This is a genomic window from Arsenicicoccus sp. oral taxon 190 (assembly GCF_001189535.1).
Taxonomy (GTDB): Bacteria; Actinomycetota; Actinomycetes; order Actinomycetales; family Dermatophilaceae; genus Arsenicicoccus.
Window position 1 is genome coordinate 1,911,155 of sequence record NZ_CP012070.1, and the last position, 13,538, is coordinate 1,924,692.

At 76.4% G+C, this 13,538-nt stretch carries 11 protein-coding genes; 8 read left to right on the forward strand and 3 right to left on the reverse strand.

What is annotated here, in order from left to right; translation table 11 throughout:
* Positions 1–5 precede the first annotated feature (5 nt).
* Together cofE and cofD are read right to left on the reverse strand one after the other, a co-directional pair.
* Complete coding sequence (cofE, locus tag ADJ73_RS08965; RefSeq protein WP_082176856.1) at positions 6–1,085, reverse strand: coenzyme F420-0:L-glutamate ligase; 1,080 nt, start codon at positions 1,083–1,085, stop codon at positions 6–8.
* Positions 1,082–2,116, reverse strand: coding sequence for a 2-phospho-L-lactate transferase (gene cofD, locus ADJ73_RS08970; protein ID WP_050347992.1), 1,035 nt, complete (start codon positions 2,114–2,116; stop codon positions 1,082–1,084). The genes cofE and cofD overlap by 4 nt, the downstream gene beginning before the upstream one ends.
* A gap of 355 nt (positions 2,117–2,471) precedes the next feature.
* On the opposite strand from cofD, the gene ADJ73_RS08975 reads away from it, so the two are divergent.
* From ADJ73_RS08975 to ADJ73_RS08985, 3 genes are read left to right on the forward strand one after another with little or no spacing between them, the layout of a single operon-like run.
* On the forward strand, positions 2,472–2,711 hold the full coding sequence (locus ADJ73_RS08975) for a WhiB family transcriptional regulator (protein WP_050347993.1): 240 nt from the start codon (positions 2,472–2,474) through the stop codon (positions 2,709–2,711).
* 58 nt (positions 2,712–2,769) lie between these two features.
* The gene (locus ADJ73_RS08980; protein ID WP_172669711.1) at positions 2,770–6,153 is read left to right on the forward strand and encodes a glycosyltransferase; all 3,384 of its coding nucleotides are present in this window, start codon (positions 2,770–2,772) and stop codon (positions 6,151–6,153) included.
* Complete coding sequence (locus ADJ73_RS08985; RefSeq protein WP_050347995.1) at positions 6,150–7,655, forward strand: DUF5719 family protein; 1,506 nt, start codon at positions 6,150–6,152, stop codon at positions 7,653–7,655. Before ADJ73_RS08980 ends, ADJ73_RS08985 begins: the two co-directional genes overlap by 4 nt.
* Before the next feature lie 21 nt (positions 7,656–7,676).
* Here ADJ73_RS08985 and ADJ73_RS08990 read toward each other — a convergent pair whose 3' ends face one another.
* Positions 7,677–8,141: a metallopeptidase family protein gene (locus ADJ73_RS08990; protein ID WP_082176859.1), complete on the reverse strand. Its 465-nt coding sequence runs from the start codon at positions 8,139–8,141 to the stop codon at positions 7,677–7,679.
* A gap of 60 nt (positions 8,142–8,201) precedes the next feature.
* On the opposite strand from ADJ73_RS08990, the gene ADJ73_RS16640 reads away from it, so the two are divergent.
* From ADJ73_RS16640 to ahcY, 5 genes are all read left to right on the forward strand, one after another.
* Positions 8,202–8,816 carry a DUF3499 domain-containing protein gene (locus ADJ73_RS16640; protein WP_082176860.1) on the forward strand — a complete coding sequence of 205 codons (615 nt, stop codon included), beginning with the start codon at positions 8,202–8,204 and terminating at the stop codon, positions 8,814–8,816.
* Positions 8,817–8,856: 40 nt separating this feature from the next.
* Positions 8,857–10,320 (forward strand): phosphomannomutase/phosphoglucomutase, encoded by a 1,464-nt coding sequence (locus ADJ73_RS09000; protein WP_050347996.1) that lies wholly within the window; start codon positions 8,857–8,859, stop codon positions 10,318–10,320.
* A complete protein-coding gene (locus ADJ73_RS09005) occupies positions 10,317–10,517 on the forward strand; it encodes a Trm112 family protein (protein ID WP_050347997.1) in 201 nt (66 codons plus the stop codon). Before ADJ73_RS09000 ends, ADJ73_RS09005 begins: the two co-directional genes overlap by 4 nt.
* A gap of 55 nt (positions 10,518–10,572) precedes the next feature.
* Positions 10,573–11,775, forward strand: coding sequence for an SIS domain-containing protein (locus ADJ73_RS09010; protein WP_050349341.1), 1,203 nt, complete (start codon positions 10,573–10,575; stop codon positions 11,773–11,775).
* 102 nt (positions 11,776–11,877) lie between these two features.
* Positions 11,878–13,335 (forward strand): adenosylhomocysteinase, encoded by a 1,458-nt coding sequence (ahcY, locus tag ADJ73_RS09015; RefSeq protein ID WP_050347998.1) that lies wholly within the window; start codon positions 11,878–11,880, stop codon positions 13,333–13,335.
* Positions 13,336–13,538 lie beyond the last annotated feature (203 nt).

Sequence of the window (13,538 nt, forward strand, 5' to 3'; positions counted from 1 at the left end):
CGCGGTCACCGCGGGCTGAGGACCGCCCTCACGGCTCCGGCCTCCCGGCGCCACCGCAGCGCGAGGTCCTCGGCCGCGCAGGCGACCTCGAGGCGTGCGGTGGCCATCCCGAGGCTCAACTCGTCGGGGCACGCGACGCGCCATACGTGCTGGTCGGGGGCGTGGTCGAGCTGCTGCCAGCTCACGTCCGGGAGACCGCTCGCGGCGAGGCGGACGGCACGCCCGCAGCGCGCCGCGACGCTGTCCTCCCCGACGGGCCGTATGCCGACCGCCACCGCCCGCGGGGTCCCCGGCGGCACGCCGAGCGCCGCGCGGACGGCCTCCACGTGGCCCACGGCGAACCAGTCGCCCGGGCCGGTGCGCACCAGCGAGCCGGCGCCGGCCCCGGCGCCCGGGGCGGTGACCGCGGGGTCCAGGCCCCGCACCACGACCGCGCCGACGCCGGTGGCCTTGCCCTTGACCAGGTCGGCGGCCGCCGCGAGCTCGTCGGCGACGGCCCGCGCGGTCACCGAGAGGGCGCGACCGTCCGCGTCGTGGCCACCACGCAGGTCGTCGGTCACCGCGAGCCCGGCGCTGCCGAGCGCGAAGTCGGTCTGACCGCCGCGCCAGGGCCGACCCGCCGTGTCGGTGAGCAGCACGCCGAGCCGGGTCACGTGGGGGAGCCGGGCCAGCAGCGCGGCCCGCAGCCGGCCGACCTCGGCGTCCGGGTCGTCCGGCAGCAGCAGCAGGCCACCGTCGGGGCCGGTGTTGGACGCGTCGACGCCGGCGGCCGCCATGACGGGGCCGGCCGCCGACTCCACGATGCGGGTGACCCCGCCCGGGGTCGCGCGCTCGGCGACGACGCGACGGGTCTGCGCGGCCACGACCTGCGCCTTCGCGCGGGGGTCGCCGTCCCAGGGGCGTCGGTGCCCGAGCGCCTTGGACACGAGCTTGCTCGAGACGGCCAGCACGTCCCCGTCGGCCAGGCCGCCGACCGGGGGGTGGGCGGTGGCCGCGGCGAGCAGTGCCGCCAGGTCCGTGCCGTCCCCGACCTCCGGGAGGCCGGGGACCGGGAGGAGGTGCAGCGGCGCGGGGGTGGGGGTCACGCGGACCGCAGCGAGCGGGCGAGGTCGACGGCGGCCCCGGCGATCTCGGCGGCCGCCGGCACGTCGGTCATGAGCAGCGGACGCGACCGGACGCGCAGCCCGGGGTGGCGCCGCTCGAGCGTCGTCACCGACGCGGCGTCCGAGTCGTCGACGAGCCAGCCGTCGAGGAAGTCGGCATACAGCCCGACGACCGCCTCGGTCGTCGTCGGCAGGTCGAGCGCGGCCAGGCAGGCGTCGGCGTGCCCGCGGACCGGGCGGCCGCCGACGACGGGGGAGACGCCGACCACCGGCGCCGCGGTGCCCCGGAGCGCGTCCCGGACCCCCGGCACGGTGAGGATGATCCCGATGGAGACCACCGGGTTGGAGGGCGGCAGGATCACGAGGTCGGCGGTGCGGATGGCGTCCAGCACGCCGGGCGCGGCCGTGGCCCGGTCCATGCCGGCGACGACGAAGCGTCGTGCCGGCAGCGCCGCCTGGTGGCGCACCCACCATTCCTGGAAGTGCAGGGCGCGCTGCGCCCCCGGGTCGGCCTCGTCGTCCACGACGACGTGGGTCTCCACGGGCGTGTCGGTCATCGGCAGCAGCCGGACGCCCTGCTGCGGCAGCCCCCAACGCTCGGCCAGCCGGGTCGTGACCGTCGAGAGGGTCTGCCCCTGGGCGAGCATCTGGGTGCGGGCGACGTGGGTGGCGAGGTCGCGGTCCCCGAGGCCGAACCACTGCGGCTGGACGTCGTAGGCGGCGAGCTCGGCCTGCACGGCGTGCGTCTCGTCGGCTCGCCCCCAGCCCTGGCCCTCGTGCACCCCGCCGCCGAGGGTGTACATCACCGTGTCCAGGTCGGGGCACACCCGCAGGCCGTAGAGCGTGATGTCGTCGCCGGTGTTGCCGATGACGGTGACGGTCACGTCCTCGCCCGGCTCGGTGCCGGGTCCTCCGGCGCGGTGGCCGTCGGTCGCCGACTGCTGCCCGTGGTGCACGAGACCGCGCAGGAAGCGTGCTCCGCCGACGCCGCCGGCCAGGGTGGTGATCCGCATGGCAAGATTCTTTCATACACTCTTTAGGGCTAATGCCACCGAGCGGAGCGCAGTCGTGCTCACGCCTCCGGGGTGACGCTGTGACGTGCGCGGATGTCTCGCGGTGCCGGCTCTGAGGGCCTCTCAGGCCTGCATCTTCGTGCGTCCGAAGCGGTGGTTCTATCACTCGGCCGCTTGACGGCGGCCGTATGACACGCATGTAATTTCATCGTTGCACTCGACGAGAACCGGCACGTCGGCTCGGACCTCGGCTACTCGATGTGACGGAAAGCTACCCAGAGCGTCCGACCGATCCCGGCGGTGGGCGCGCGAGGTTCGAGGAGGGGCCGTGCGAGAACTTCAGCTGGTGCCAGTCATGGACGCCGCCGAGGACAGCGAGCTGTCCTGGCAGGAGCGGGCGCTGTGCGCCCAGACCGACCCCGAGGCGTTCTTCCCCGAGAAGGGCGGCTCGACCCGCGAGGCCAAGAAGGTCTGCACCGGGTGCGAGGTCCGCGCCGAGTGCCTGGAGTACGCCCTCGCCCACGACGAGCGATTCGGCATCTGGGGCGGCCTGTCCGAGCGGGAGCGCCGCAAGCTCAAGAAGCGCGCCGTCTGAGGCCCGCCGGGCCCGCCGTCGCACCCGCCACGCCTTGCCGTCCCACCCCGGAGCACTGGTGACCGGAACCTCTCCCCTCCGTCCCGGCACTGCCCGCATCCCGGGAGTCGTCGCCGTCGACGGCATCCTCGTGGTCCACGACGGCGACCCCTGGCTCGACCGGTGCCTCGCCGCGGTCCGCGCCCAGACCCTGCCCCTGCGTCACCTCGTCGTCGTCCTCACCGGCCAGGACGACGAGCTGGAGCGTGGGGACGACGACACCCCCGGGCCCACGCTGTACGTCGTGGTCGCCCGCGGTGCCCGGCAGCCGCAGGCCGTCTCCGCCGCCATGGCCGCGCTGCGCGACGTGGGCGCCCTCGACCCGCAGGCCACCGACGAGTGGGTGTGGCTCCTCGAGGACGACTGCTTCCCCGAGCCCGACTGCCTGCACACCCTGCTCGCGGAGGCCACGCTCTCGGCCACCGTCACGGTCGCCGGGCCCAAGCACGTCGACGCCACCCTCCCGCACCGGCTCGTGGAGGTCGGTCAGACCGTCTCCCGCACCGGCCGCCGCGTGGCGTCGCCCTGGCACGGGGAGCTCGACCAGGGCCAGCACGACCACCGCAGCGACGTGCTCGCCGTCTCCGGCGGTGCCCTGGCGGTGCGCGCCGACGCGCTGGCGCAGCTCGGAGGCCTCGACCCCGCCCTCCCCGTCGGAGGTGACCTGGACCTGTGCTGGCGCGCCCGCCAGGCGGGGATGCGCGTCATCGTCGTCCCTCAGGCCCGGGTCCGCGACGTGCGCGCCTCGGCGTCCGGCCTGCGCTCGCGCGAGCGCCTGCCCTTCGCCGGCCTGCGGCTGGAGGAGATCGACGACCGGGACTACTCCCGCGAGCAGGTGCAGCGGGAGCGTCGCGCCTGGGAGCGCGAGCGCCGACGCGCGGTGGGTCGAGCCCGCCGCCGGGACCGTCGGGCGGCCCGGACGGTGGCCCTGGCCCGCTGCCCCGGGTGGCTGGCCCCGTGGTACGCCATACGCATCGTGGTGGGGTCGCTGCTGCTCGCCCTGCTGCTGCTCCTGCTCAAGCGGCCTCGGGCCGCGCTGACCGAGGTGAGCGACGCCGGTGCCGTGCTCACGCCGTGGCGCTGGGTGGGTGCCCACCTGCGAGGACGCCGCACGGCCGTCGTGTCCAACGCCGCCCTGGGGAGCCTGCTGGCGTCCCACGGCCGCGCGCTGCGGGGTGTGCAGGACGAGGTGTACCTCGGGCTGCCGCAGGTGCCGACCGCCGTGGCACCCGAGGACGAGGTGGTCGAGCCCGGCCCGGTGAGCGACGAGGCCGTCGACCTGCCGGGGGAGGACGTCGGAGCCCGCGTCGCGCGGCACCCCGGCGTGATCGCCGTCGTCCTGGCCACGGCCCTGGCGGCCGTCGCCTGGTGGCCGGTGGTGCGCCGCGGGGCCGCCGCGCTGGCGGACCGCGGTCTCGCCGGCGGAGAGCTCGCCCCGGCGACCGGGGACGCGGCGGGCGCGTGGACGAGGTACCTCACCGAGTGGGTCCCGTCGGGGCTGGGCCACGCGGCGCCTCCGCCCGCCTGGCTGCCGCTGCTCGCCGGGCCGGCCTGGTTGGTCGAGCACCTGCCCGGACGCGAGCCGACCTCCTCCATCGCCGTGGCGGGTGCCGCCCTGCTGCTCGCCACCATCCCGCTGGCCGCGCTGAGCGCCTACGTCTCGGGACGGGCCGCGACCCGGCGCCCCTGGCCGCGGGCCCTGGCCGCCCTGGCCTGGTCCTTCTCACCGGCCGTCCTCGTCGGGCTCGACGAGGGGCGGCTCGGCGTCGCGGTGCTCGCGGTCGCGCTGCCCCTGCTGGCCGCCGGCATCGCCGCCAGCAGCCGCCCGCAGGCATGGTGGCCGGTCGTGGGCGGCACGCTGCTCGTGGCCGCTGTCGTCGGCGCCGTCGCCCCCGTCGCGCTGCTCGTCACCGCGGTCGCCGGGCTGTGGCTGCTCGCCACCGGCCCGCGGCGCCGCCGCCTCGTGGGGCTCCTCCTCGCCACGGTGCCTCCGCTGCTGCTCGGCCCGGCCCTCGCCCGGCCCTGGCGCGAGCCCCTCTCCACGCTGGTCGGCCCCGGCCTCACCTCGGACGGCCCCCCGGCGCGTCCGTGGCTGTCCGCCGTCCTGTGGCCGCGCGACCCGGGCCCCGGGCTGGGGTCCGTGACGCTGCCGGCCGACCTGACCCTGCCCTCGCAGGCGGCGCTGGTGCTCTCGCTGCTCATGGTGCCGGTGGTGCTCGCGGGGCTGTGGGGCCTCGGTGTCTCCGGTCGTCGCGGTGCGGGCGCCGGCGCCCTCGCCACCCTCGCCGTCGCGGCCCTGGCGTGGGCGCTGCTGGCCCCGCGCCTCACCCTGGCCCGGCTGACCGACGCCCACGGCGTGCCGCACGACGTCACGGCCTGGGCCGGGACCCCGCTGCTGGCCCTCACGCTCGCGCTCGTCGCCGCCGCCCTCGTCGGCGTCGACGCCGCCCGAGCCCCCGGCCGGTCGCGCGCGCTGCGGGTCGGTGCCGGCGTCCTCGCCGCACTCGTCGTCGTCAGCGTCCTCGCCCAGGGCCTTTGGCTGGGGCTGCAACGCCTCGATGACCACCTGGACGTGGCGCCGCTGCGGGTCCCCGCCGTGGCGAAGGACGCCGCGGAGAGCGCCTTCGCCGGGCGATACCTGGCGCTGCGGCCCGACGGGCGCGTCGTCGTCCACGACCTCACCCCCGGGGACCCAGGGGCCATCGCCCGGGAGCTGCCGGCCGTCGTCGACCTCACGCCGGTGACCCAGGTGGCCGCGTCGCTCGTGACCGGTGACGACGGCGCGGCCGTCCCGGTGGCGGACCGGCTGGCGAGCATGGGGATCGCCTTCGTCGGGCTGGACCCCGCACCGACGGCGATCGCCTCGCGCCTGGACACCACGCCGGGACTCTCGCGGGTGGGAGATGCCCAGGGGCCGCCGCTGTGGCGCGTCACCCCCCGCCGCGGCGCCACCGCCGCCAGTGGGACGACTGCCGCCAGTGGGACGACTGCCGCCGGCGGGACGACCCCAGGCGCGACCGCCGGCGCTCCCGTCTCCGTCCCCGTCTCCCTGGTCCGGGCCGTCGACGCCGACGGTGCCCCCGTCGGCACCGTGCCCGTCCGCGGCAGCGGACCCCGCGTCGACGCCGACCTGCCCGCCGGCGCCCGGCGCATCGTCGTCGCCCAGGCCCCCGGCTGGGGCGACACCGCCACCGTCCGCGTGGACGGCCGCGAGACGGCGGTCCGCGAGGCGGCGGGGCTGGCGGCATACGACCTCCCGGAGGGAGCGCGACACGTGACGATCACGCCCCACCCCGCCCACCGGCTGTGGAGCCTGGCGCAGGCCGTGTCCCTGCTGCTGACGGTGGTGCTGGCGCTGCCCTTCGGGGTGCGGCGACGGCCCGGCGGGGAGGTCGTCCGATGAGGGGCGGCGGGGTGCTGCGGGTCCTCGGGGTCACGGTGGTGGGCGCGGCGCTCGTCGCCGGCGCCACCACCACCGACACCCGGTGGCTCGTCGCGGGGTCGCCCCAGGTCGGCGGCTCCGCCGAGCAGGGCCGCAGCGTGCCCATCACCAGCCGCACCCTCGTCTGCCCCGGCCCGGAGACGCTCGGGGTCCCGGGGCTCCCCGTGACCGACGTGGCGCCTGCGACGCTGGCGGCCACCGCCGCCCCGGCCGGGGTCGCCGGGGCCGTGCCCGCCACCCGGCCGACCGGCACGATCGCGATCACCGCGAGCGCCGGCGGGCAGGAGCTCGGCCGCACCACGGCCCCCGGGGACGTGGTGCCCGCGACCGTCGCCGGCGCCGCCTCGGCGCTGGTGCGGGCCGACGGTCGACTCGCCCCCACCGTGACCGCCGTCCAGCAGACCCTGGTGCCGACCGGCGAGCACGCCGGCCTCAGCTCGGTGCCCTGCAGCGAACCCGTCGCGGACGCCTGGCTGCTCGGCGGGTCTGGGCAGGCGGGGCGCCAGGAGCACCTCGTCCTCACCAACCCGCACGACACGGCGGTCACGGTCGACGTGACCCTCCACGGCACTCGCGGGCCGGTGATCGGCGTCGCCGGGCAGGGGATCGTGGTGCAGCCGCGCGGCCGGACCGTCGTGCTGCTGGACGCGCTCGACGGGTCCGAACCCGCCCCCGCGGCGCACCTCGTGGCCCGCGGCGGCACGGTCCATGCCGTGATGCACGACGGGTGGCTCGACGGCATCGTGCCCCGGGGCGGTGACGACGTGATGGTGGCGGTCGCGCCGGACCGCCTGCTCGTCGTGCCGGGTCTTGCCGTCGCGGGGGAGGCCGACCCGGCCGTCGTCCGCGTGGCCGTCCCCGGCGACCGCGACGCGGACCTGCGGGTGACCGTCCTCGGACCGACCGGCCCGGCCCCCGTCGAGGTCTTGCGCCGACGCGTGCGCGGTGGCGCGACCGCCGACCTCGGGCTGCCGGCCCTGCCCGCGGGCAGCTATGCGGTGCAGGTCGAGGCCTCGGTGCCGGTCGCGGCAGCGGGATATGTGGGGCGGGCCGACGGCCAGCGGCCCGCGGGCGGCGGCTCCGTGGCGGCGCCGGTGCACGACCTCGCGTGGGTCCCGGCCACCGCACCCCTCGACGGACTCACCGGCCTGCCGCTCGCGCGCCCGGCCCAGGGGGCCCTGACCCACCGGCTCGCGCTGAGCAACCCGGGCGCCTCGCCCACGACGGCCACGGTCACCCTGGTCGACGCCGCGGGCCGCGCGGCCCCGCGGCCCGTGCCGCTGCCCTCCCGCAGCGCCGTGAGCATCGACCTCGGCGACGCCCGGTCGGTCTGGGTCACCCCGGGCCCCGGCGGCGTCCGGGCCGCGGTCGTCACGGAGGCGCCGGGCGGCCTGGTGACGATCGCCCCCCTGGTGACGCGCCCGCAGGCGACGGTCCCGTATGCCGTCACGCCCGACCGCTGACCCCGCCCCCTCCGGCGCTGCTCAGGCCGGCCCTGGGTCGTAGTCGGGGTCCAGGTCCTCCGGCGCCATCATGAGCAGCGCAGCGGCCTGCTCCACGACCACCATGTCGATCAGGGCGCCGAGCTCGGCCGTGCCCTGGGCGCGGCTCTCCACGGGCCGGCGGTAGACGACGATGCGCGAGCGGCCACGGCCCTGCGCGGCCCGGGCGTGCCCGAGCGGGATCGTGCCCTGCTGCTCGGCCGAGACCAGCACGTCGCCGCCGGGCACCAGCTCGACCGCCACCTCCACGTCGTCGAGCCGGCCCGAGGCGCGGGGGGCGACGCGCTCCACGGCGTCGAGGACCAGCTGGTCGAACCGGTCCTCGCGCGACAGCATCTCGGGCACCGGGGGCCAGGCGAGCGGCCCGCGACGGCCTCGGCCGCGACGGTCGCGCGCGACGCGCCGGGCGCCGGACGGGCGGGGACGCTCCAACGGGTTGGTGCTCACGACATCACCCTACGGCGCGCCGATGGCAGCCACCCGCGACGCGGACTAAGGTGCCCTTCCGTGACCGTCCCCCGCCTGTGCTCCAAGACGCCCTGCGGCCGGCCCGCCGTCGCGACGCTGACCTACGTCTACGCGGACTCGCAGATCGTCCTCGGTGCGCTGGCGACCCACGCCGAGCCGCACTCCTATGACCTGTGCGCCGACCACGCGCGGCGCCTGACCGCGCCCCGCGGGTGGGAGGTCGTGCGGCTGGTGCCGGAGTTCGCCGAGCCGGAGGCCGCGCCCGACGAGCTCGTGGCGATCGCCGAGGCGGTGCGACGGCCCCGGCAGACCGCGCGGCCCGCGGACGACCCTGCCGACCCGCCGGCCACCGCCCGCCGCACCGTCGTGGCCTCGCGGGAGGTCTCCCCGGCCGCCCGCGAGCTGTCCGCCCGGGTGCAGCGGCCCGTCGGCGAGGTGTCGGCGGTCGAGGTGGGGCGCCGAGGTCACCTGCGGGTGCTGCGCGACGCCGACACCGCTGCCGGCAGCGATGCCGGCAGCGATGCCGACACGGACCCCGGCACTGGCGCCGAGCCCAGGACCGAGGCCGAGACCCGGACCGAGACCCGGACCGCGACTCGGACCGCGCCCGACGCCCCGCCCCGCCAGGGCGCCGTCGCCGACGAGTCCCGCTGAGCACCGCTCCCGGCCCCGTCCCGCCCGGTAGGCTCCCCGCGTGACCTCTCGCACCGACCTGTCCCAGTTCGTCAAGGCGTATGACGTGCGCGGCCTCGTGCCGCAGCAGCTCGACGCCCGGGTGGCGCGGGCGATCGGCTCGGCCTTCGCCCGCGTCGTGGCGCTCCCGGACGGCGCCGACGGCATCGTCGTGGGTCACGACATGCGGCCGTCCTCGCCCGAGCTGTCCCGCGCGTTCGCGGACGGCGCGGCTCAGCACGGGCTGGACGTGACGCTGATCGGGCTGTGCTCCACCGACGGTCTCTACTTCGCGTCCGGCCACCTCGGGCTGCCCGGAGCGATGTTCACGGCGAGCCACAACCCGGCGGCATACAACGGCATCAAGCTGTGCCGCGCGGGCGCCCGACCGGTCGGCCAGGACTCCGGGCTCGCCGAGATCCGGGACCTCGCACAGGCCGACCTCGACGGGGAGGCCCACGACACCCGGACCGAGGCCGCGCCCACCGCCACCGGCACCGTCCGCGAGCAGGACCTGCTGCGCGACTACGCCGCCTTCCTGCGCGGGCTGGTCGACCTCTCCCGGCCGCGGCGCTCCCGCCCGATCCGGGTCGTCGTCGACGCCGGCAACGGCATGGGCGGCCTCACGGTCCCCGCGGTCCTCGGCGACGCCGCCGGGCTGCCGGCGCTGCCGCTCGAGGTGGTCCCGCTCTACTTCGAGCTGGACGGGACCTTCCCCAACCACGAGGCCAACCCGCTGGAGCCGGCCAACCTCGTCGACCTGCAGCGCGCCGTGGTCGAGCAGGGCGCCGACCTGGGGCTGGCCTTCGACGGGGACGCTGATCGTTGCTTCGCGGTCGACGAGCAGGGGCGGGCGATCAGCCCGTCGGCGGTCACCGGCCTCATCGTGGAGCGCGAGACCCGCCGCGCCGTCGCCGCCGGCGCCGAGCCCGCCGAGCTGACCTTCGTCCACAACGTCATCACCTCCCGCGCCGTCCCCGAGCTGATCGCCGAGCTGGGGGCGAGGGCGGTGCGCACCCGGGTGGGTCACTCCTACATCAAGGCGCAGATGGCCGAGCACGGCGCGGTCTTCGGGGGTGAGCACTCGGCCCACTACTACTTCCAGGACTTCTGGTTCGCCGACACCGGGATGCTCGCCGCGATGTACCTGCTGGCGGCGCTGGGCGAGCAGGACGACGTCGTCTCGGCGCTCGTCGCGCGCTACGACCGCTACCGGGCCAGCGGCGAGATCAACTCCACCGTCGCCGACCAGGCCGGGCGCACCGACCAGGTCCGCCGCTGGGCCGGCGAGCGGGGCCTGCGGGTCGACGAGCTGGACGGCCTCACGGCGACCCACGAGGCCGACGGCGACGGCCGCACCTGGTGGGTCAACGTGCGGCCCAGCAACACCGAGCCGCTGCTGCGCCTCAACGTGGAGGCGTCCGACCAGGAGACCATGGAGCAGGTCCGGGACGAGGTCCTGGCCATCATCCGAGGAGAGGCATGAGCATGTCCGAGACCACCCAGCCGTCCCAGATCCAGCCCTGGCTGCGCGAGATCCTGCGCTCCCCGGGAGGCGAGCACCGCCTCGTCGACGCCGAGGGCCCCGACGGCCCCGAGCTGCAGTGCCCCGAGCTCGGCGTCGCCTTCCCCGTCGTCGACGGCATCCCCGTGCTGCTCATGGACGAGGCGCGCCCCCTGTGACGAGGTGGCACCCGCGCGACCCCGCCGGGTGCCGGCGCTGACCGAGGAGGCCCTGATGCCCCAGATCGACGAGCGGCTCCTCGACGACGGTGAGGAGATCCGCCGGCTCGACTCCCGGGACTACCTGCGCGCGCTCGCCACGGCGGGCGCGCAGGTGCGCGAGTCGGTGACCCTGGCCGACGAGGCCGGGTTGTCCCGGCTCGAGCGCGAGGACCGGCCGCGTGCCGTCCTGGTGTGCGCCCTCGGTGGGTCCGCGGTCGTCGGTGACGTCCTCGCCGTGCTCGCGGAGGCCCACGGCCCCGTCCCGGTCACCCACCGGGCGACCGGCCCGCTGCCCGCGTGGGTGGGCCCGCTCGACCTCGTGGTCGCGGTGTCCCTGTCCGGTCGGGCCCCCGGCCCCGTGATGCTGGCGGCCGAGGCTGCGCGGCGCGGGGCGCAGCTGGTGACGGTCGGTGCGGCGGAGTCACCGCTGGCCGAGGTGACGCTGCGCGCCCGCGGCGTGCACGTCCCCGTGCCGGCGGGCGTGGTCGCGTCCCGCACCTCCACGTGGGCGATGCTGACCCCGGTGCTGCGGGCCTGCGCGTCCGTCGGGGTGGTCGACCTCGAGCCGCCGGTCGTCGCCCGGCTGGCCGACGTCCTCGACGCCCAGGCCGAGGCCTGCCGCCCCTCCTCGGAGAGCTTCGTCAACCCTGCCAAGGTCGCCGCAGCCCAGCTGGTGGAGACCGTGCCGCTGGTCCTCGGCGACGGGCCGCTGATGGGCGCCGCCGCCCGGCGCGCCGCGTCCGCCCTCGCCCGCACCGCGCGGATCCCCGCCATGCCGGGGGCGCTGCCCGACAACGCCTCCCAGGTCGTCGCCACCTTCGGTGGCCCCTACACCGCGGCCGCAGGCCGCGGCGTGGGCAGCGTGGGCCACGGCGTGCGCGGCGTGGGCGGCGTGGGCGGTGGCGGCCGGGACATCTTCGCCGACCCCTTCCTGGACGCGCCCGAGACCCCGCCGCTCGGGCTCCTCGTGCTCCGCGAGCAGGGCCCCGGGGTGCCACCCGGCCAGGGCGTCCTCGCCGACACCGTCCTGGTCGAGGCGCGCGAGGCCGGGGTCCGGGTGCACGAGGTGACCAGCGAGCAGGACCACCCGGTGCTGCGGCTCGCGGAGGTCATGGCGCTCACGGACTACCTCGCCGCCTACGCCGCGCTCGGCCTGGGGCTCGACCCCTCCACCAACCCCCACGTCGCCAACCTCCGGGCGGCCGACCGCCCCTGAGGGCACGTCCCCCCGGGGCCCGCCCCGAGGGGCAGGTCGCTGCCGGTCACCTAGACTGGCGGGCGGGCTTCTTCGCCATACGACACCGAAAGGCACGACACCGTGACCATCGACCACAAGGTCCGCGACCTCTCCCTGGCCGAGGCCGGCCGCCACCAGATCCGGCTCGCCGAGCACGAGATGCCGGGTCTGATGTCCCTGCGCGAGGAGTACGCCGAGGCACAGCCCCTCAAGGGCGCCCGCATCGCCGGGTCGCTGCACATGACCGTGCAGACCGCCGTCCTCATCGAGACCCTCACCGCGCTCGGCGCCGAGGTGCGCTGGGCCAGCTGCAACATCTACTCGACCCAGGACGAGGCGGCCGCCGCGGTCGTCGTCGGCCAGGGCACCCCCGAGGACCCCCAGGGCGTCCCCGTCTTCGCCTGGAAGGGCGAGACGCTGGAGGAGTACTGGGACTGCACCAACCAGATCCTGACCTGGCCGGGGGACGAGCAGGCCAACATGATCCTCGACGACGGCGGCGACGCGACCATGCTGGTCCACAAGGGCCGCGAGTGGGAGCAGGCCGGCCAGGTGCCGCCCACCACCGAGGACGACTCGGAGGAGCTCGGCGTCTTCAAGGCGCTGGTGCGCCGCACCATGGCCGAGGACCCGCAGAAGTGGACCCGGGTGGCCGAGCAGATCCAGGGCGTCACCGAGGAGACCACGACCGGCGTCCACCGGCTCTACGAGCTCGCGCGGGCCGGCGAGCTGCTCTTCCCGGCGATCAACGTCAACGACTCGGTCACCAAGAGCAAGTTCGACAACAAGTACGGCTGCCGCCACTCGCTCATCGACGGGATCAACCGCGCCACCGACACGCTCATCGGCGGCAAGGTCGCGGTCGTCTGCGGCTACGGCGACGTCGGCAAGGGCTGCGCGGACTCGCTGCGCGGCCAGGGCGCCCGCGTCATCGTCACCGAGGTCGATCCGATCTGCGCGCTGCAGGCCGCGATGGAGGGCTACCAGGTGGCCACCCTCGAGGACGTCGTCCGCGAGGCCGACATCTTCATCACCACCACCGGCTGCTTCGACGTGATCCGCACCGAGCACATGGTCGCGATGAAGGACAAGGCGATCGTCGGCAACATCGGCCACTTCGACAACGAGATCGACATGGCCGGGCTGGCCAAGGTCCCCGGCGTCACCAAGACCGAGATCAAGCCGCAGGTGCACGAGTGGACCTTCGCCGAGGCCGGCGAGGACGGCCAGCCGGCGGGCCGGTCGATCATCGTGCTGTCCGAGGGGCGGCTGCTCAACCTGGGCAACGCGACGGGCCACCCGTCCTTCGTGATGTCCAACTCCTTCGCCAACCAGACGATCGCCCAGATCGAGCTCTTCACCAAGCCGGGGGAGTACTCCAAGAGCGTCTTCGTGCTGCCCAAGCACCTCGACGAGAAGGTGGCCCGGCTGCACCTCGACGCCCTCGGCGTGCGCCTGACCGAGCTCACCAAGGGCCAGGCGGAGTACCTCGGCGTCGACGTTGCCGGCCCCTACAAGTCCGACCACTACCGCTACTGAGAGCCCGGCCCGTCCGGCGCCGCGTCCGGACCGGTCCCCGAGCCGTATGCCGCAGGGCCCGCCGCCTCCCCACCGGGAGGCGGCGGGCCCTGGCTGCGGCATACGGCCGTGGCGCGCCGCGCCGCCCGGGGCAGGAGAGGCGCAGGCGAGCCGCGAGCCGGACACGCCGCCCGGCCGTGACCCTTCCGTTACCGCGGGCTTCG

Bases quoted from the DNA above. Each gene is read 5' to 3' on its own strand.
- ADJ73_RS09010 (WP_050349341.1), top strand. From the start codon at position 10,573: ATGCCCCAGATCGACGAGCGGCTCCTCGACGACGGTGAGGAGATCCGC.
- ADJ73_RS09005 (WP_050347997.1), top strand. From the start codon at position 10,317: ATGAGCATGTCCGAGACCACCCAGCCGTCCCAGATCCAGCCCTGGCTG.
- ADJ73_RS08985 (WP_050347995.1), top strand. From the start codon at position 6,150: ATGAGGGGCGGCGGGGTGCTGCGGGTCCTCGGGGTCACGGTGGTGGGC.
- ADJ73_RS08975 (WP_050347993.1), top strand. From the start codon at position 2,472: ATGGACGCCGCCGAGGACAGCGAGCTGTCCTGGCAGGAGCGGGCGCTG.
- cofD (WP_050347992.1), bottom strand. From the start codon at position 2,116: ATGCGGATCACCACCCTGGCCGGCGGCGTCGGCGGAGCACGCTTCCTG.